The sequence below is a fragment of the Bacteroides difficilis genome (assembly GCF_048319815.1).
Taxonomy (GTDB): Bacteria; Bacteroidota; Bacteroidia; order Bacteroidales; family Bacteroidaceae; genus Bacteroides; species Bacteroides zhangwenhongii.
In genome coordinates, this window is the sequence record NZ_CP182814.1 from 3,946,363 (window position 1) to 3,966,551 (window position 20,189).

Below are 20,189 nucleotides of genomic sequence, written 5' to 3' on the forward strand. Positions count from 1 at the left end.
CCTGTATCTTTGCACCCGGAATACGAATTTATACTTTTTATATCCATACATGAAGAAATTTATTTTAGATCTGACGGTTACGGAGAATATTAAATTGCATACTAATTATGTATTGCTAAAATTGACATCTCCATCGTTGCTGCCCGAAATGTTTCCTGGGCAGTTTGCCGAACTCCGGGTGGACGGTTCGCCTACTACATTCTTGCGTCGTCCTATTTCTATTAACTTTGTAGATAAACAACGAAATGAAGTATGGTTTCTGATCCAGTTAGTCGGAGATGGTACAAGGCGTTTGGCAGAGGTAAAATCAGGCGATGTGATTAATACGGTACTTCCGTTAGGAAATGGCTACACAATGCCTCTAAAGGCCTCTGATAAGCTCCTGCTAGTGGGTGGAGGTGTCGGAACAGCTCCTATGTTGTTTTTGGGTGAGCAATTGGCTAAAAACGGCCATAAACCTACCTTTCTTTTAGGCGCTCGTAGTGATAAGGATCTTTTGCAGTTGGAAGAATTCGCTAAATATGGTGAGGTGTATACTACTACTGAAGATGGTAGTTACGGAGAAAAGGGATATGTTACTCAACATTCTATATTAGGCAAAGTACAATTTGAGCAGATTTACACTTGTGGTCCCAAACCTATGATGATGGCTGTGGCAAAATATGCCAAAAGTAATCAGATAGAATGTGAAGTCTCTTTGGAAAATACGATGGCTTGTGGTATCGGTGCATGTTTATGTTGTGTGGAAAATACGACAGAAGGTCACTTATGTGTATGTAAAGAAGGTCCTGTTTTTAATATAAATAAACTATTATGGCAGATTTAAGTGTAAATATTGGCGAATTGAAAATGAAGAATCCGGTGATGACAGCATCCGGTACATTTGGATACGGTGAAGAGTTCTCTGACTTCATTGATATAGCGCGAATAGGTGGTATTATTGTAAAGGGTACTACTCTTCACAAACGTGAAGGGAATCCTTATCCACGTATGGCTGAGACTCCTTCGGGGATGTTAAACGCTGTGGGACTGCAAAATAAGGGCGTTGAGTACTTTGTAGAACATATATATCCTCGCATAAAAGACATAGAAACGAATATGATTGTAAACGTTTCGGGTTCTACTATCGAAGATTATGTGAAAACAGCCGAAATTATTAATGAACTTGACAAAATTCCTGCTATAGAGTTAAATATTTCCTGCCCCAATGTAAAGCAAGGTGGTATGGCTTTTGGTGTGTCAGCAAAAGGTGCGTCAGAAGTGGTGAAAGCAGTACGTTCTGCTTACAAAAAGACACTTATCGTAAAACTCTCTCCAAACGTCACAGATATCACTGAAATAGCTCGTGCAGCGGAAGAAAGTGGTGCAGATAGTGTATCATTAATCAATACATTATTGGGAATGGCAATCGATGCGGAGCGTAGACGTCCCATTTTATCCACTATAACAGGTGGAATGTCCGGAGCTGCCGTAAAACCTATCGCATTACGTATGGTATGGCAAGTTGCTAAAGCGGTAAATATTCCTGTCATAGGATTAGGCGGGATTATGGATTGGAAAGATGCGGTTGAATTCATGCTTGCGGGTGCATCTGCTATCCAGATCGGTACGGCAAATTTCATAGATCCGGCTGTTACCATCAAAGTGGAAGATGGTATAAATAATTACTTAGATAGACATGGATATAAGTCTGTGAAGGAAATTATAGGTGCGCTTGAGGTATAACTGCAAACATACAATAACTATTCGCACTAGATATATGAGAAAAATGCTATTCTGCCTTCAAGTTTTGATCTGTGAGATTGAATATGAAATGGTGAACGAATAAGATGTTTGTGTTTAGTGTGAAGAGTGAGGGCTAAAATCTCCAAGCGGAGGATATAATAAAAACGACAGCAGGAAATAACTTATTTCCTGCTGTCGCTTTTATTTACATATTGTTTTTATTCTTCCAGCAAGTCGGGACGAAGTTTCTTTGTACGCTCCAAAGATTGTTGCAGTTCCCATTCTTTAATCTTGGCTTCATGACCGGATAAAAGAATCTCGGGAACTTTCCAGCCTTTATAGTCGGCAGGGCGAGTATATACAGGTGCTGCCAGCAAATTATCTTGGAAAGAATCGGAAAGTGCAGATTGTTCGTCGGAGATGACTCCCGGAATGATGCGTACAATAGCGTCGGCCATGACTGCCGCAGCTAATTCGCCACCTGTCAGGACGTAATCTCCGATACTGATTTCTTTAGTGATCAGGTGCTCGCGGATACGATAGTCAATTCCTTTGAAATGTCCGCAAAGGATAATAAGATTCTGTGCTAAAGACAGATTGTTGGCCATAGGCTGGTTGAATTGTTCTCCGTCGGGGGTTGTGAAGATTACTTCATCGTACTCTCGCTCCGATTTGAGAGCATTGATACAACGCTCGATAGGCTCTATTTTCATGACCATTCCGGCAAAGCCGCCAAAAGGATAATCATCGACACGGCGGTATTTGTCTTCAGTGTAGTCACGCAGATTGTGAATATGGATTTCTGCAAGTCCTTTGTTCTGAGCCCGTTTCATAATGGAACAATTGAAGAATCCCTCAATCATTTCGGGCAAAACCGTTATAATATCAATACGCATAATCTTTAATTTTTCGCAAAAGTACAAATATTCAAAGATAAACCTGTATTTTTGCCTTAAACAATCAAAGAAATATGGATATAAAAGGAAAAATAGAGGAATTGCGTGCTGAACTTCATCGGCATAACTATAATTATTACGTGTTGAATGCTCCTGAAATATCGGATAAGGAGTTTGATGACAAGATGCGTGAACTTCAGGATTTGGAGGAGGCTCACCCGGAATATAAAGATGAGAATTCGCCCACTATGCGTGTGGGTAGTGATTTGAACAAGAACTTTACGCAGGTAGCACATAAATATCCTATGTTATCATTGGCGAACACATATTCGGAGGAGGAAGTCACCGATTTCTATGAACGTGTCCGTAAGGCTCTTAATGAAGATTTTGAGATTTGCTGTGAGATGAAATATGACGGAACATCAATCTCATTGACTTATGAGGATGGAAAATTAGTTCGGGCGGTTACTCGTGGAGATGGTGAGAAAGGTGATGATGTGACGGATAATGTGAAAACGATTCGTTCTATTCCGCTTGTGCTTCACGGTGATAACTATCCTGCCTCATTTGAAATTCGTGGGGAGATTCTTATGCCGTGGGAAGTATTTGAGGCATTGAATCGAGAAAAGGAGGCCCGTGAGGAACCACTTTTTGCTAATCCAAGAAATGCAGCTTCCGGAACATTGAAGTTGCAAAATTCTTCAGTTGTCGCTTCCCGTAAACTGGATGCGTATTTATATTATCTTTTAGGAGATAATCTGCCTTGCGACGGACATTATGAAAATCTTCAGGAAGCGGCAAAATGGGGCTTTAAAATATCTGATCTAATGCGTAAATGCCAAACATTAGAGGAGGTTTTTGAATTTATAAATTATTGGGATGTAGAACGTAAGAATTTGCCGGTTGCTACGGATGGGGTTGTGTTAAAGGTAAATAGCTTGAGGCAGCAGAAGAATTTGGGGTTTACGGCTAAATCTCCCAGATGGGCTATCGCTTACAAGTTCCAGGCGGAGCGGGCTTTGACTCGTTTGAATAAAGTGACTTATCAAGTCGGTAGAACGGGGGCTGTTACTCCTGTGGCTAATTTGGATCCGGTACAGCTCTCGGGAACTGTCGTGAAACGTGCATCCTTACATAATGCTGATATAATCGAAGGACTCGATTTGCACATTGGAGACATGGTTTATGTGGAAAAAGGTGGTGAAATTATTCCTAAAATCACGGGTGTGGATGTAGATGCACGTAGTTTTATGGTTGGTGAGAAGGTCAGGTTCATCACTACCTGTCCTGAATGTGGCAGTAAATTAGTCAGGTATGAAGGGGAAGCTGCTCATTATTGTCCTAATGAAACGGCTTGCCCTCCTCAGATTAAAGGTAAGATAGAGCATTTTATTAGTCGGAAAGCTATGGATATCGATGGTTTAGGTCCGGAGACGGTTGATATGTTCTATCGCTTAGGTTTAATTCATAATACCGCTGATTTGTATAAACTCACAATAGACGACATTAAAGGATTGGAGCGTATGGGGGAAAAATCAGCTGAGAATATTGTAACAGGAATTGCCCAGAGCAAAACAGTTCCTTTCGAACGTGTTATTTTTGCTCTGGGAATCCGCTTTGTGGGTGAAACTGTTGCAAAAAAGATTGCGAAGTCGTTTGAGAATATAGATGAGTTGAAACGGGCGGATCTTGAAAGATTAGTAAGCATCGATGAAATCGGTGAGAAAATAGCCCAGAGTATTCTTACGTATTTTGCAAATGAGGCTAATTGCGAGTTGGTGAACAGGTTGAAAGAAGCTGGGCTGCAGCTTTATCGTACTGAAGAAGACTTGAGTGGGTATACTGATAAGTTAGCGGGACAGTCTATTGTTATCAGCGGTGTGTTTATCCACCATTCGCGTGACGAATATAAAGAACTTATTGAGAAAAACGGAGGGAAAAATGTGGGAAGTATTTCCGCAAAAACAAGTTTTATTCTTGCTGGAGATAATATGGGACCTGCAAAGTTGGAAAAAGCGCAAAAATTAGGAATAACCATATTAAGCGAAGACGAATTTCTGAAACTTATATCGTAAGATATGAAAAATATTCGTACTTTTGCGGCTAAATAAATTAGAGATTATAATTAAAACTCATGATACAGACTAAATTGAAAGGAATGGGGGTAGCACTGATTACTCCTTTCAAAGAGGATGAGAGTGTTGACTATGACGCGCTAATGCGTATGGTAGACTATCTATTACAGAATAATGCGGATTTCCTGTGTGTGCTGGGAACTACGGCTGAAACGCCGACTCTTACTGAGGAAGAAAAGAAAACTATTAAAAAAATGGTGATTGACCGCGTTAACGGAAGAGTCCCTATTCTGCTAGGTGTAGGTGGTAATAACACTCGGGCTGTTGTGGAGGCATTGAAGAATGATGATTTCACAGGAGTCGATGCTATATTGTCTGTCGTGCCATATTATAACAAGCCTTCTCAAGAAGGTATTTATCAGCATTATAAGGCTATTGCCGAAGCAACGGAACTTCCTATTGTGTTGTATAATGTTCCGGGACGTACAGGTGTGAATATGACTGCTGAAACGACTTTGCGTATCGCACGTAACTTCAGTAATGTGATTGCTATAAAAGAAGCCTCCGGTAATATTACACAGATGGATGATATCATTAAAAATAAACCTGAGAATTTTAATGTTATATCCGGAGATGATGGCATCACTTTCCCTCTTATTACTTTAGGAGCTGTTGGCGTTATTTCGGTAATAGGAAATGCTTTTCCCCGTGAGTTTAGCCGTATGACTCGCTTGGCTCTTCAAGGAGACTTTGCTAACGCGCTGGCTATCCACCATCGATTTACAGAATTGTTTAATCTATTATTTGTAGATGGGAATCCGGCCGGTGTGAAATCAATGTTGAATGCAATGGGAATGATTGAAAATAAACTTCGGTTGCCACTAGTACCTACGCGCATTACTACGTTTGAAGCTATTCGTAAAGTTTTGAATGAGCTGAATATTAAATGCTGATTACAGGAGATATTATCAATTTCTGATATATTTATCTAACAAGGGTTCGCCCTTCACCTTTCATTCTCTATTATCAATAGTTGGACGAAGGTGAAGGGTGAATTTTTTCGATGAAATGGGGCAAAAAAAGAAATCCTCCACATGAAATGCAGAGGATTCGTGATCGCGACAGGATTCAAACCTGTAACCGGCTGATCCGTAGTCAGCTACTCTATTCAGTTGAGCTACGCGACCTTTTATAAGTAATTGTTTGTGACCGCGACAGGATTCAAACCTGTAACCGGCTGATCCGTAGTCAGCTACTCTATTCAGTTGAGCTACGCGGCCATTCTGTTAATTCAAAAAGTGATCGCGACAGGATTCAAACCTGTAACCGGCTGATCCGTAGTCAGCTACTCTATTCAGTTGAGCTACGCGACCATTATTTTGTTTTAACGGGTGCAAAGATACGGACTTTTCCCGAACTAGCAAGCTTTTCAACGACTTTTTTGTAGAAAAATTATTCTATAAACCGATAATTAAACAGTTGCAAACCTATGCTTAACCCCACATTCCACTCTTTTCTTGGTGAACTATAATGATTTACATACGCAGAGATGTCTCCGAAAGGTAACTGGCATACCACAGAAATTTCTCCCAGATATTCGAATTTAGAAAACGCTTTTCCATAGTATGCTTTATTTAGTGAGTTTTTCTCAATCGGATAAATCGGCATAAATCCATAGAATTCTCCTCGAAGATGGAACATTTGATTTAAACGGTAAACCGGTCGAATGCCGGCACCTACAAACTGATTGGCACGGAAAGCTTCATTATATGTCATTTTACTATGTAATGTGGGAGAGAATTCTCCAGCTTGCATCATTGTTGCTGTATAATTCTCAGAAAAGTTTTTGGAGGCATATAATGCTTTCAAATACCAGCCTAGAACCCAATGCTCACTCATATTATGGTATTTTTCCTTCATATAGGATAATTGCAGCCAAGAATGGTGTTTCCTATTACTATTATCGCTAGTTGTCCCTTCACCAGGATAGAATCGTTCTCTTCCAACAAAAATTTGGGCTACAAGAGCTTCTCTGTATCCCCGTGTGGGATATTGGCGGGCATTAAGGGTGCTTCCATTAAAGCTAATGGATCCCCCTAATAAATTATAACGGCTTTTGTCGTATTTGTCATTCCCGAAATCTATGATGTTTTTCTGAAAATATTTATCTTCTATTTTTGCGATTCCTATGCCGAATTCAGCTCGTTTGCTTGAAAGAAAAGGTAAGCCTACTTGTAACTTTAAAAAGCGTTCGTCTTTTTGGTTAAAAGCCGGCTTGTCATTTCTAGAAAAAAGCTTGTCCTTTTTGAAATAATCGAAAGTGCTGATTGAACCTATGAGACGATATGACGTAGGTATAGCTGTGGCGAAATCTATTTTTGCCATAAATTGGATATTGTTATAGATCTTTCCAAGTTGTCCATCAAGAACAAATTCTTTAGCATAGTAATTCAAATCCTGATAACTCAGTCCTAGATAAATCTGATTGGAGTTGGAAGTAGATATATTCCCACCCAATCTTACCGCAAAATTATTCTCTAGTTTGACTTTTAAATGCAGGTCGTAAGTATCATCTTCCGGATTGTAAATCGCATGAGGAATGATTTCAGAAATCATTTTGTCTGAAAGCAGTCGAAAATAGCCTTGTTTTAAATCCTCATAGGTGAATTCTTTATTGTCCGATTTATGAAATTCTCTTTTTATGTAGGCTTGTTGTTGGGGATTGGCGCCATCAATAATAATATTTTTAAAGCGTAATTCGGGAAAATTGCTTTTATACACCATTCTTCTTAAACGTATATTGTCTGCGTTTACACGCCGTTGAATGCGACTCTTGATCGAGTCCATCATGCTGATAGTACGATTATATCCTATATCATGCAGTTCGTCAATGCGTTGGAAATCCATCAGATTGACATTGTCATATTTGAAAGTCATAGATATTCCTACAGAATCGGGAATGGAATAGTCGGTTTTTTGCATTACCATATTTTCTATCTGACTCATAAGGTCATCTTCTTTAGGCTTGGTGGGATTGGTGGATACAATGCTTCCTATAATAATGTCAGGATGAAAATCCTCTTTCATGACATCTGTAGGGAAATTGTTGTAAATCCCTCCATCATATGCTAACACATTGTTTATTTCAATAGGCTTGAACATGAATGGAAAGCTCATTGAAGCTCTGACCGCATCTCCTAGATCTCCGTTTCTCATTATCAATTGCTGCTTGTTATATACATCGGACGCAATACAACGGAAAGGAACGAAGAGCTTATCAAAATCTCCTTTACATGCAGCTGTAGCACGTGCGTACAGATCAACAAAAACGAGATTCATCTGAATCGGATTCACTACGCTAGTGGGAAGAAACTGTGGTTTCAGGTTCTTTAGCGAATCTTTGAATGAAAAACGAATATTAAAGAATTCAGGAGTCGGGAGATTTTTCTTGAAATGATATACATACTTTTCTTCCACTTCTCCGGAATACCATCGTTTGAAGTCTTCAGACTTTAACAGTTCCACCATATCATCGGGAGAATATCCCATAGCATATAAGGAGCCGATGATGGCCCCCATAGAGGTACCTGCAATATAATCAATAGGTATATTGTTTTCTTCTAAAGCGCGGATAATACCAATATGCGTTAATCCTTTTGCGCCGCCACCGCTTAATACTAATCCTACTTTTTGGGCATGGATAGCCGGAATAGTCAGCCATAAAGTAATTAACACCAAAAGAATTTTTCTCATAACCCAAGTCAAGCAATTGATATTTCTGTCTATTAAGTGTTCAAATATATGCAATACTTTTCAATTTATCGATATTTTGCCACTTGTTTTAAAATGAAAAAGAGCATTACAACGTGTATTTAACGTTGAATGCTCTTTTGAAAGTTATGTAATTTTAAAAGGGGCGATGTTAAATCAGCTCAATGCTACGTTTTACGAAGTTGTTCAATGCTTCACCTCTTAACATATTATTTTGCAATAAAGCTAAGTCAATCAGTTGACGGATAACTTTATTATTGCTGGCATAACCTGCGAAGATAGCTTCTTTCTTACTCTTCAGATCATCCCATTTCTTATCTAAATCATTTAGTTCATCTTTTTCAGCTGTTGGGATATCTTCATCTTTCTTACCTTTCTGCTTATCTTTCAGCTCATTGCGTTTTTTGTTGATGCTATCCATTTCAGATTGTATCGGGGTTACCTCTGCATGGCAAGCTCCTTCTTCTTCATTTAATACCTGCTTTATCAGTTTGTGATCGGAATTCAGTATTAAATTGAACATATCAGGCATTTCGCCATAGAAACTCATTCCGGCTTGTATGTTCGCCATTTCTTTCATACGACGCATATATTCGCTTTGAGTAATCATTACCGGAGCAGAATTTTCTCCCAATGCTTGTGTCATGACATTGAACTCGACTTTGTCCATTTTAGGAAGTTGACTTTTGAAGGCTGTTGTGATAGCATCTTGCTTGTCTGCTTCCAATATTTCGCCTTTCTTATCTTCTTTAACGATAAGATTGTCGATAACATCACTATCAACACGGGTGAAGCGGGACTTCTCCAGCTTTTGTTCCAACATGCTTATCATAGCTACGTCTAACTGACCATCCATAAGCAAAACATTGTATCCTTTATTGGTGGCAGCTTCAATGTAACTATATTGTTCATCTTTGTTGTTAGCATACAGATAGATCAGATTTCCATCTTTATCTGTTTGATTATCTTTAATAAGAGTCTGGTATTCTTCGAATGTGTAATGTTTGTCATTTGTATCGGTGAAAAGGGCAAATTTTTGCGCTTTATCATAGAAATCCTCTTGTGTGAGCATTCCATAATTGATAAATATTTTTAAATCATTCCACTTTTCTTCAAATTGTTTGCGATCATTCTTGAAGATGGATTGCAGACGGTCGGAAACTTTCTTTGTGATATAGGTTGAGATTTTCTTCACGTTTGAATCACTCTGTAAATATGACCGGGAAACATTCAACGGAATATCTGGAGAATCTATCACTCCATGCAACAGTGTCAAGAAGTCCGGCACAATACCTTCAACAGAATCTGTAACATATACCTGATTGCAATATAATTGAATCTTGTTTTTATTTAGTTCAATATTGCTTTTTACTTTCGGGAAATAAAGAATTCCAGTCAAATGGAATGGGTAGTCGACATTCAGATGAATCCAGAAAAGTGGTTCGTCAGACATCGGATACAACTTACTATAGAATGATTTGTAATCTTCATCCGATAGTTCGCTAGGTTTGCGAGTCCATAGGGGAGTTGTATCATTGATGATATTATCTTCGGCTGTATCTATCTGTTTGCCATCTTTCCATTCTTTTTTCTTCCCAAATGCAATAGGAACAGGAAGGAAATTGCAATATTTCTTCAAAAGTCCGGAAATGCGGGCTTCTTCAAGAAATTCCTTGCAGTCATCATCAATGTACAAGATGATATCCGAGCCTCGATCTGCTTTTTCCACTTCTTCAATTGTAAATTCAGGACTACCGTCACAAGTCCATTTTACAGCTTGTGCACCGTCTTTATATGACTTAGTGATTATTTCTACTTTCTTTGCAACCATAAAAGCAGAATAGAAACCTAATCCGAAATGACCAATGATGGCATTTGCGTCATTTTTGTATTTCTCGAGGAAATCATTTGCTCCGGAGAATGCAATCTGATTGATATACTTTTCGATTTCTTCTGCAGTCAGACCAATACCGCGATCGGAAATGGTAATAGTATCTTTGCCTAGTTCAACATGAATGGTTAAATCACCTAACTCACCTTTAAACTCTCCGATAGAAGCTAGTGTATTTAGCTTCTGAGTAGCGTCTACTGCATTGGATACTAACTCACGAAGAAAAATCTCATGGTCACTGTACAAGAACTTTTTGATAATAGGAAAAATGTTCTCTGTTGTAACTCCAATATTACCTTTCTGCATAATACGTATATTTTTAGTTTATCTATTGATTAATTTTAATTGATACTTACTCAGGTAGAAACAAAAAAAATGCCAGACCCGAAGGTCTGACATTATGACATACTTAATATTGATTCCAAACATGGACAATATAATCTTATTCTTGAGTAATAGCTTTCATTTCTAATTCACCTTTTTCTCCATTAAGAGAGACTTGAATGATGTCTTTTTCTTTTAAAGACGAAGAAATGATGAGTTCTGATAACCCGTCTTCCAAATAGGTTTGAATAGCTCGTTTTAAAGGACGGGCACCATATTGCACATCGTATCCTTTGGTTGCTATGAATTCTTTCGCTTTATCTTCGATAATTAATTTATATCCAATAGATTCAATTCTATTATATAATCCTTTCAGCTCTATATCAATAATCTTTGTAATTGCTTCCAGAGAGAGTTGGTCGAATGTGATAATTTCATCTACTCGATTAATAAATTCAGGAGCGAATGATTTATTTAAAGCTTTTTGGATTACACTTCGCGAGAATTCCTTGTCATCAAGTCGGCTTTGTGTTGCAAATCCGACCCCTCGTCCAAATTCTTTCAACTGACGGGTTCCGATGTTGGAGGTCATGATGATAACAGTGTTTTTAAAGTCTACCATCCTGCCATAACTGTCAGTCAGACGTCCTTCATCCATTACTTGAAGCAAGATATTGAATACATCCGGATGCGCTTTTTCTATTTCATCAAGCAATACAATAGAATATGGTTTGCGGCGTACTTTTTCTGTTAATTGTCCCCCTTCTTCATATCCTACGTATCCCGGAGGTGCTCCGACCAGTCGTGAAACCGTAAATTTTTCCATATACTCACTCATGTCTATACGAATCAGTGCATCGGCTGAACCAAACATATATTTGGCTAATTCTTTGGCTAAATGGGTTTTACCAACCCCCGTTGGGCCTAAGAACATGAATGTGCCAATTGGCTTATTGGGATCTTTTAATCCTACACGGCTTCGCAATATTGCTTTTACCAACTTTTCTATGGCCGTATCTTGCGCTATGACTTTAGATTGCAGATCTTCTTTCATGCCGGCTAGCTTAATACCTTCGGCTTGCGCCATACGTTGTACAGGAATACCTGACATCATTGATATAACGTTGGCGATCTCTTCTGCATCAACAGTCTGTCTATTTTCCTTCAGACTGGCTTCCCACTCTTTTTTCATCTCGTCTAATCGAAGAGAGAATTCTTTTTCTTTATCCCGAAAGCTGGCTGCAAGTTCAAAGTTCTGAGATTTAACTGCTTCATTTTTCTTACTTTTAGCTTCTTCGATCAATTTTTCCTGCTCTTCTATCTCTTTAGGAACATTAATGTTGGTAAGATGTACCCGTGAACCGGCTTCATCCAAAGCATCAATAGCCTTATCAGGGAAATTGCGATCTGTGATATAGCGGTCTGTCAGCTTGACACATGCTTCCAATGCTTCATCAGTATAAAAAACATTATGATGGTCTTCATACTTGTCCTTGATGTTATGTAAAATTTGAAGAGTTTCTTCAGCCGTAGTTGGTTCTACTATTACTTTTTGGAAACGACGTTCAAGAGCACCGTCTTTTTCAATATTCTTACGATACTCATCAAGGGTGGTAGCGCCAATACATTGTATTTCTCCTCTAGCCAATGCCGGTTTTAACATATTTGCAGCGTCCATAGAGCCTGCAGCCGACCCTGCACCTACAATTGTGTGAATCTCATCGACAAACAGAATTACATTGGGATTTTTCTGTAACTCATTTAGAATGGAACGAATACGCTCTTCAAATTGTCCGCGATATTTGGTACCCGCTACGACAGCTGTCATATCCAGAGCCACAACTCGTTTATCAAACAAAATTCGTGAAACCTTTTTCTGGGTAATTCTTAAAGCAAGTCCCTCAACAATAGCTGATTTCCCTACACCCGGTTCACCTATTAGAATAGGGTTGTTTTTTTTACGGCGGCTTAAGATTTGAGCCAAACGTTCAATTTCTTTTTCTCTGCCGACTACTGGATCTAATTTTCCTTCTTCTGCCGCTTTTGTCATATCCGTACCGAAATTGTCAAGTACAGGTGTGTCATTAGATGGCTTTTTCGAAGCTGTTTGTGCCTGTTGGCGCTCTTCAGAATTGTCTCTTCCGCTTGAGCGGGGGGAAGACATTTCTTCGTCTTCATCGTCATCTTCAGTAAACATTCCAGCATTTATGTCTGGTTGCAATGTCACCTGTTCCAATACTTTTGCATAATTGATGTTATTTGCTTCAAGTATGGAGGCTGCTACATTCTTCTTTTCTCTTAAAATTGCCAACAGAACATGTTCTGTGTCAGCGATGTTACTTTTCATTCCACGTGCTTCTAAAATACACATTTTTAATATTTTTGCCGCGTCATTAGACAACGACACCTCTGCGTCAGGTAATAACATATCATCAGCTTCTACCTTTAGCTGAGCTTCAATCTGCTGTTTGATGGTAGTCAGATTGGGATTGAGTTTAGACAATATCTCGATAGCTTTTCCTTCACCGTCACGGAGCATACCCAGAAGCAGGTGTTCTGGACCTATGTACCTACTTCTCAACCGATTCGCTTCTTCTTTACTATAGACGATAATGTCGGAAACTCTTTGTGAGAATTGATTATTCATACTTTCTTCCTTCTTTTCTAAGGGTTATTCACTCGCAAATATACGCATTAAATCAAGTTTGTATTGCAATATTTGCTTTATTTCTTATATCTACAAATGGCGTGCCATAAAAATGCTACATTTGCGTTATATATAATAAGGTATAACAAATGGCTGGATGTTTTTTGCCGATATTCCATAGCCTTTATAGCCTAATTTATTATTTTTCTCTTTTTGTTTTCGTATTTTAAAGCTTAGTTGGGTATCATTCCATTCATAATAAAACTTTCTTTCCAAAAACTTTCGTATATCCGGGAAAAGTAGTACTTTAGCGTGGTTTTTTACAAACCGTAGAATGTATAATTAATAATCATTTTAAATGCTTGAACAAGACAGAATTATAAAGATTAACATCGAGGAGGAAATGAAGTCATCGTACATTGACTACTCTATGTCGGTCATCGTTTCGCGTGCCCTTCCGGATGTTAGAGATGGATTTAAGCCCGTTCACCGTAGAATTTTATACGGAATGATGGAATTGGGTAATACTTCAGATAAACCTTATAAGAAATCGGCCAGAATTGTTGGTGAAGTACTTGGTAAGTATCATCCTCATGGAGATTTTTCTGTTTATCTTGCAATGGTTCGTATGGCTCAGGAGTGGGCGATGCGTTATCCTTTGGTAGATGGACAGGGTAACTTTGGCTCGGTAGACGGTGATAGCCCTGCTGCTATGCGTTATACGGAGGCACGTCTTAATAAGTTGGGTGAAGCGATGATGGATGACTTGTATAAGGAAACCGTAGATTTTGAGCCTAACTTTGATAATACTTTGGTTGAACCTAAGGTAATGCCAACTCGAATTCCTAATCTTTTAGTGAATGGTGCATCTGGTATTGCCGTGGGTATGGCTACCAATATGCCTCCACATAATCTTTCTGAAGTTATAGATGCTTGTGATGCATATATTGATAATCCGGAAATTACAGTGGAAGAGTTGATGGAGTTTGTGAAAGCTCCGGACTTTCCTACAGGTGGATATATATATGGTGTAAGTGGTGTGCGTGAGGCTTATCTGACAGGTCGTGGACGTGTGGTTATGCGTGCGAGAGCTGAAATTGAAAGCGGGCAGGCACATGATAAAATTGTAATCACCGAGATTCCCTATAATGTAAATAAGGCAGAATTGATTAAGTATATCGCTGACCTTGTTAACGATAAGAAAATAGAAGGCATCTCGAATGCTAATGATGAGTCTGACCGTGATGGTATGCGTATCGTTATTGACGTAAAACGTGATGCAAATGCAAGTGTAGTGCTGAATAAACTTTATAAGATGACAGCTTTACAGACATCTTTTGGTGTGAATAATGTTGCTTTGATACACGGACGTCCAAAGACATTAAATCTGAGAGATTTAATAAAATATTTCATAGAACATAGACACGAGGTCGTAATTCGTCGTACTCAGTTCGAACTTCGTAAAGCAAAAGAGCGGGCACATATTCTTGAAGGTTTAATTATTGCTTCGGATAATATTGATGAAGTAATTCGTATTATCCGTGCTGCTAAAACGCCCAATGATGCTATAGCAGGCTTGATAGAACGTTTCAACCTGACAGAAATTCAGTCGCGTGCTATTGTAGAAATGCGTTTGCGCCAGTTGACCGGTTTGATGCAGGATCAGCTTCATGCGGAATACGAGGAAATCATGAAGCAGATTGCTTATTTGGAAAGTATTCTGGCTGATGATGAAGTATGCCGTAAGGTAATGAAAGATGAATTGCTGGAAGTGAAAGCAAAATATGGGGATGAACGCCGTTCTGAGATTGTATATTCTTCTGAAGAGTTTAATCCGGAAGATTTCTACGCTGATGACCAGATGATTATCACCATTTCTCATATGGGATATATCAAGCGTACTCCTTTAACAGAATTCCGCGCACAGAATCGTGGTGGGGTAGGTTCTAAGGGAACAGAAACTCGTGATGAAGACTTTGTAGAGCATATTTATCCGGCTACCATGCACAATACCATGATGTTCTTTACACAAAAAGGTAAGTGTTATTGGTTGAAAGTGTATGAGATACCTGAAGGAACGAAGAACTCTAAGGGGCGTGCTATTCAGAATTTGTTGAATATTGATTCAGATGATAATGTAACGGCATATTTGCGTGTGAAGAGTTTAGAGGATTCAGAGTTCATCAATAGCCATTATGTATTATTCTGTACTAAGAAAGGTGTAATAAAGAAAACATTGTTAGAACAATATTCTCGTCCTCGCCAGAATGGTGTAAATGCTATTACGATTCGTGAAGATGACAGTGTTATCGAAGTTCGTATGACGAATGGAAATAATGAAATTATCATTGCCAACCGTAATGGGCGTGCAATTCGTTTCCATGAAGCAGCAGTGCGCGTTATGGGACGTACAGCAACGGGTGTGCGTGGTATTACATTAGATAACGATGGCCAGGATGAAGTTGTGGGAATGATTTGTATTAAGGACTTGGAGACAGAATCTGTAATGGTTGTTTCTGAGCAAGGATATGGTAAACGTTCTGAAATTGAAGACTATCGTAAGACCAACCGTGGAGGTAAGGGTGTGAAAACAATGAATATTACTGAAAAAACGGGTAAATTGGTAACGATTAAATCTGTAACAGATGAAAATGATTTGATGATTATCAATAAATCCGGTATCACAATTCGTTTGAAGGTAGAAGATGTTCGTATCATGGGGCGTGCTACCCAAGGTGTCCGTTTGATTAATCTGGAAAAACGCAATGATCAGATTGGTTCAGTATGTAAAGTCATGACTGAAAGTCTTGAGGATGAAATACCGGAAGAAGAAGTAGAGGGTACTATTGTGAGTGATCCTAATACTGATGCTCCTGATATTGACAATGATGATACGTCAGATGTAAATGAGAACGAAAGTAATAACATTGAGGAATAGACATAATATTAATAATTAATCAAACAACAATCATGAAAAGAGTATTATTTTCTATGGTTTTATTGATGGCTGTTAGCTTCTCTTTTGCTCAAATGAAAAATGTAAAAGAAGCGAAGAGCATAGCTAATGACGTAAAACCTAATTTTAAGCAGGCTGAACAGCTTATTAAGGAAGCTATGAAGAATCCTGAAACAAAGGATCTTGCTGAAACATGGGATGTTGCTGGATTTATCCAGAAACGTATCAACGAAGAGCAGATGAAAAATGCTTTTTTGAGAAAACCGTATGATACATTGAAAGTGTATAATAGTATATTGAAGATGTATGAGTATTATACTAAGTGTGACGATTTGGCTCAAGTACCCAATGAAAAGGGCAAAATTAAAAACAAATATCGGAAGGCGAATGCTTCTAGTATGTTGGCCGAACGTCCGAATTTGATCAATGGTGGTATTCAATATTTTAATTTGGATAAGAATAAAGAAGCGTTGAAATTCTTCGCAACATACGTAGAGTCAGCTTCATATCCTATGTTAGCTGATAAAGAGATTGCTAAAAACGATACTCTTCTTCCGCAGATTGCTTATTATGCAACATTGGCAGCTGATAGAGTAGGTAATAAAGATGCGATTATTAAGTATGCTCCGATGGCTTTGTCAGATAAAGATGGTGGCAAGTTTGCAATGCAATTAATGGCTGATGCTTATAAAGCTAAGGGGGACACAGTAGCATGGATCAAAGCTTTGGAAGAAGGTATTCTTAAATTTCCAGGAAATGATTATTTCTTTGCCAATTTGGTTGATTATTATAATAGTTCTAATCAAGCCTCTAAGGCTATGGAGTTTGCTGACAGAATGCTGTCTAATGATCCGAATAATAAGCTGTATTTATATGTAAAGGCATATCTTTATCATAACATGAAAGAATATGATAATGCAATTGAATTCTATAAAAAGGCTATTGCTGCTGATCCGGAATATGCAGAAGCATACTCTAACGTAGGTTTGGTGTATTTGATGAAAGCGCAGGATTATGCTGATAAAGCAACGACGGATATTAATGATCCTAAGTATGCTGAAGCACAGGCTGTAGTAAAGAAGTTCTATGAAGAAGCTAAGCCTTTTTATGAGAAAGCCCGTGCTTTGAAACCAGACCAGAAAGATTTGTGGTTGCAAGGACTTTACCGTGTTTATTATAACTTGAATATGGGACCGGAATTTGAAGAAATTGATAAGATGATGAAGTAATAATTCTTTCTCCATATGAGATTAGTAAAGAAGGCCGCTTCCTTAGTGGCCTTCTTTTTTTATGTTTAAATGGAGATACAGAACTTTTTGTAGATTGAAGTAGGGCTAATAAAACAGAAAAGGAGCAAAGTTTTATTATTTACTCCTTTTATATATTAAACATAATATCGATTATTCCTCCAATATAGTTTCTTTTTTTGCTTCTGTTCGATCATCCGTTAATAACAAGCAATGGCGTATCGGAATGAAATATCATCTTTTTGGCAATACTAGGATTAAATAATCGAGCAAATATATTTCTTTTATATGAAGTCAATGTAATTATATCTATTTGGTTATCCTTGATGTATTGGTCAAGCCCTTTCAATAAATTATCATTCATCACAACATCATAATGGATTTCCAGACCTGGGTATTGTTTATGGAAATATTCTTTTATTCCTGCAAGTTTTATTTCATTCCACGTATCTTTAGATTCCGTAAGATGTATCAAAGACACAGAAAAATGGAACGATTTCCAAGTGTTAAAGAATGTCTCAAAAGCTATTAAATCTCTTTGATCAAAATTAGTTATAAAAGCAATCCGCTTTACTTCACTAAATTGTTTAAATGGAGTATTTTCCGGAATAGCTAATACTGGAACACGGCTTCTATCAATGACCTCAGCGGTTACACTACCGATCAAATCAATATCTTTTTGGTTTTTTCCACGAGTTCCCATGATGATAACAATAGGACGTTCTTCCTTTGCATATCTGAGAATCTCTTCTTCAGGAATGCCTTCTCGTAAAATGCAACTATATTTGATATCCGGAAATTCCCCTGAAACTATTTTTTCTTTTATTTTAGCTGATAAGGTGTTGAGATCAGAATGAACTCTATGAATAATAGTTTTTACAGTCTCTTCATCTCCAACTTGGTAATTGAAGACATCACCATACGGCAATGAAGACGCATATATTGGTGTAAAATAAACGTGTAATAAGATAACTTCTGCGTTCTCAGTTTTTGCTAAGTTAAAAGCAAATTCACATGCTTTCATCGAATAATTAGAGAAATCGACAGGAATTAAAATCTTATTTGATTTATTCTCTGTTTTAGGTTCCTTTTCTCCCACTATACTTTCAGATAACCAGGTAGAACTTTCGGTTATTTTTAGTGCACGTGGTAAATCACTTTCTTTGATTCGTAAACGAACCCCCGAAGAAACGACTGGTTGTATTTGATTAACATTATGAATGTATGTTTCAATACCTTCATTTTCGAGGACATTCTTTAATATCTGAGCTTTAGTATACGTCAGAATAGCTAGAGTTACTAATTTATCTTCCATAAATGTATATTTTATAAGGTGAACAAATAAGAAATCCCAATTGTTTTATTCAATTGGGATTCGGTTTGTTATATTTTAAACTTGCACAGATTCGGTAGCCTGTTCTTTTTGCATACTCAGATTTAATTCATCTAAAATTTTTAAAGCCCGATCAAGAACGGTCGTATCATCTATCATTACAAGCCCACCATCCGGACCGGGCTCAAGATGTATTCCGACACTTTTTCCCTCCTTGAAATTATGACCTCCGAAGAAGTTTCGCACGGTATCTACGTGTAAACCAAGTTCGTCTGCTATTCTATGCATGCTACCGCTGGGCAATGAATCTTTAATCTTACGAAGTTCATTAAATGTTATTGTTCTCATGTCTCGTAAATTTAATGGTTAATACTATGTGATATCTTTATCACGCTATAAACTTAAGCAAAAAAAAAGATAAAACAAATTATTTGCTTATCTTTTTTTCTTAATTTATAAAATCTATTATTATTGTTTATATCGCTTCAATGGCAGAAGCTGGTACCCATCCAACTTTTCCGTCTTCTAATCGAATTTCTTTCCATTCTTTCATTGAATCATCTTTAATACTTACTTTTCTCCCTTCATGAAGAATAAATAAGCTAGTACCACTTTCGCTTGGAGTACTACGAACAGTAACACTTGGATTCATCACTATTGCTTCGTTTCTGATTACTAAATGCTCTTTTTGTTCAGAAGCAAACAGATTGGCACATATAGTAATGATTAAAAAGATGATTCCTGAGATGAATCCAGTTTTTTTCCATAATATCTGCTTTGAAAAGATGAAAAAATAGAGAGCTACAATTAATAAAATGAAAGAGATAATTCCTAATGTAGCCCAAGCATCTACACTCATACTATTTATCAACGACTTGATCCATGAAACAAAAAAGATCTCAGGAATAGCTTCCACCTTGTCTATTGTTTTTGCACGCGCTACTTCAAGGTTAGCACGAATATCACTATTGCCGGGTTGTAGCAGTAAGGCACGTTCGTAATTAAGAACAGCTTTGGCTATTTCTCCTATCTTATAGTAGCTATTTCCTAAATTATAGTACACCTCAGCCGCTTCTCCATTTTTGAGCAGTGCTTCGTAGATTTGAATGGCTGCGGTATAATCTTCTTTTATATATGCAGAATCCCCTTCCGTTTTCGTAACATTGTCCAATGTGTTATTGGAGAACATAGTGGTACTTGCTGCATGGATGGAATCTCCTTCATTCACTTGCTTGGAATCAACATTCAGTGAATCCTGTCCAAAACAAGTGATTGACATTGACATTAATATAAAAAATAATATTTTTCTCATGACATAATCTCT

Annotated in this window: 13 protein-coding genes and 3 tRNA genes; 6 read left to right on the forward strand and 10 right to left on the reverse strand. The window is 37.8% G+C overall.

The features are described 5' to 3' along the window. Nucleotides 1-49: 49 nt before the first annotated feature. Both ACNOGP_RS15560 and ACNOGP_RS15565 read left to right on the forward strand, forming a co-directional pair. Nucleotides 50-826: a dihydroorotate dehydrogenase electron transfer subunit gene (locus tag ACNOGP_RS15560; protein ID WP_287669234.1), complete on the forward strand. Its 777-nt coding sequence runs from the start codon at nt 50-52 to the stop codon at nt 824-826. Continuing rightward, nucleotides 814-1,725 carry a dihydroorotate dehydrogenase gene (locus ACNOGP_RS15565; protein WP_143866056.1) on the forward strand — a complete coding sequence of 304 codons (912 nt, stop codon included), beginning with the start codon at nt 814-816 and terminating at the stop codon, nt 1,723-1,725. The genes ACNOGP_RS15560 and ACNOGP_RS15565 overlap by 13 nt, the downstream gene beginning before the upstream one ends. A gap of 218 nt (nt 1,726-1,943) precedes the next feature. On the opposite strand, the gene trmD is transcribed toward ACNOGP_RS15565, so the two are convergent. Continuing rightward, complete coding sequence (gene trmD, locus ACNOGP_RS15570) at nt 1,944-2,621, reverse strand: tRNA (guanosine(37)-N1)-methyltransferase TrmD (protein ID WP_186967648.1); 678 nt, start codon at nt 2,619-2,621, stop codon at nt 1,944-1,946. A gap of 74 nt (nt 2,622-2,695) precedes the next feature. Between trmD and ligA the strand changes: the two genes are divergently transcribed. After that, the gene (gene ligA, locus ACNOGP_RS15575; protein WP_418213142.1) at nt 2,696-4,696 is read left to right on the forward strand and encodes an NAD-dependent DNA ligase LigA; all 2,001 of its coding nucleotides are present in this window, start codon (nt 2,696-2,698) and stop codon (nt 4,694-4,696) included. A gap of 59 nt (nt 4,697-4,755) precedes the next feature. Then, entirely contained in the window at nt 4,756-5,649 is an 894-nt protein-coding gene (dapA, locus tag ACNOGP_RS15580; RefSeq protein ID WP_418213143.1) for a 4-hydroxy-tetrahydrodipicolinate synthase, read from the forward strand. Nucleotides 5,650-5,809: 160 nt separating this feature from the next. Here dapA and ACNOGP_RS15585 read toward each other — a convergent pair. From ACNOGP_RS15585 to ACNOGP_RS15610, 6 genes are all read right to left on the reverse strand, one after another. Next, nucleotides 5,810-5,883 (reverse strand) — tRNA-Arg (locus ACNOGP_RS15585). Nucleotides 5,884-5,902: 19 nt separating this feature from the next. Then, nucleotides 5,903-5,976 (reverse strand) — tRNA-Arg (locus tag ACNOGP_RS15590). 19 nt (nt 5,977-5,995) lie between these two features. Beyond that, a tRNA-Arg gene (locus tag ACNOGP_RS15595) sits at nt 5,996-6,069 on the reverse strand. Between the two features lie 79 nt (nt 6,070-6,148). Then, nucleotides 6,149-8,449, reverse strand: coding sequence for a patatin-like phospholipase family protein (locus ACNOGP_RS15600; RefSeq protein ID WP_418213144.1), 2,301 nt, complete (start codon nt 8,447-8,449; stop codon nt 6,149-6,151). Nucleotides 8,450-8,618: 169 nt separating this feature from the next. Further along, the gene (gene htpG / locus ACNOGP_RS15605; protein WP_418213145.1) at nt 8,619-10,664 is read right to left on the reverse strand and encodes a molecular chaperone HtpG; all 2,046 of its coding nucleotides are present in this window, start codon (nt 10,662-10,664) and stop codon (nt 8,619-8,621) included. Nucleotides 10,665-10,800: 136 nt separating this feature from the next. Continuing rightward, nucleotides 10,801-13,329 (reverse strand): ATP-dependent Clp protease ATP-binding subunit, encoded by a 2,529-nt coding sequence (locus ACNOGP_RS15610; protein WP_418213146.1) that lies wholly within the window; start codon nt 13,327-13,329, stop codon nt 10,801-10,803. Between the two features lie 358 nt (nt 13,330-13,687). Here ACNOGP_RS15610 and gyrA point away from each other — a divergent pair, with 358 nt between their 5' ends. Together gyrA and ACNOGP_RS15620 are read left to right on the forward strand one after the other, a co-directional pair. After that, nucleotides 13,688-16,267 carry a DNA gyrase subunit A gene (gene gyrA, locus ACNOGP_RS15615; RefSeq protein WP_143866050.1) on the forward strand — a complete coding sequence of 860 codons (2,580 nt, stop codon included), beginning with the start codon at nt 13,688-13,690 and terminating at the stop codon, nt 16,265-16,267. A gap of 32 nt (nt 16,268-16,299) precedes the next feature. After that, the gene (locus ACNOGP_RS15620; protein WP_007758206.1) at nt 16,300-17,514 is read left to right on the forward strand and encodes a tetratricopeptide repeat protein; all 1,215 of its coding nucleotides are present in this window, start codon (nt 16,300-16,302) and stop codon (nt 17,512-17,514) included. Nucleotides 17,515-17,725: 211 nt separating this feature from the next. On the opposite strand, the gene ACNOGP_RS15625 is transcribed toward ACNOGP_RS15620, so the two are convergent. The 3 genes from ACNOGP_RS15625 to ACNOGP_RS15635 all read right to left on the reverse strand — a co-directional run bounded on the left by ACNOGP_RS15625 (nt 17,726) and on the right by ACNOGP_RS15635 (nt 20,177). Continuing rightward, a complete protein-coding gene (locus tag ACNOGP_RS15625; protein WP_418213147.1) occupies nt 17,726-18,847 on the reverse strand; it encodes a universal stress protein in 1,122 nt (373 codons plus the stop codon). Nucleotides 18,848-18,922: 75 nt separating this feature from the next. Continuing rightward, nucleotides 18,923-19,213 (reverse strand): hypothetical protein, encoded by a 291-nt coding sequence (locus ACNOGP_RS15630; RefSeq protein ID WP_007758208.1) that lies wholly within the window; start codon nt 19,211-19,213, stop codon nt 18,923-18,925. 127 nt (nt 19,214-19,340) lie between these two features. After that, entirely contained in the window at nt 19,341-20,177 is an 837-nt protein-coding gene (locus ACNOGP_RS15635) for a tetratricopeptide repeat protein (RefSeq protein WP_195476314.1), read from the reverse strand. Nucleotides 20,178-20,189 lie beyond the last annotated feature (12 nt).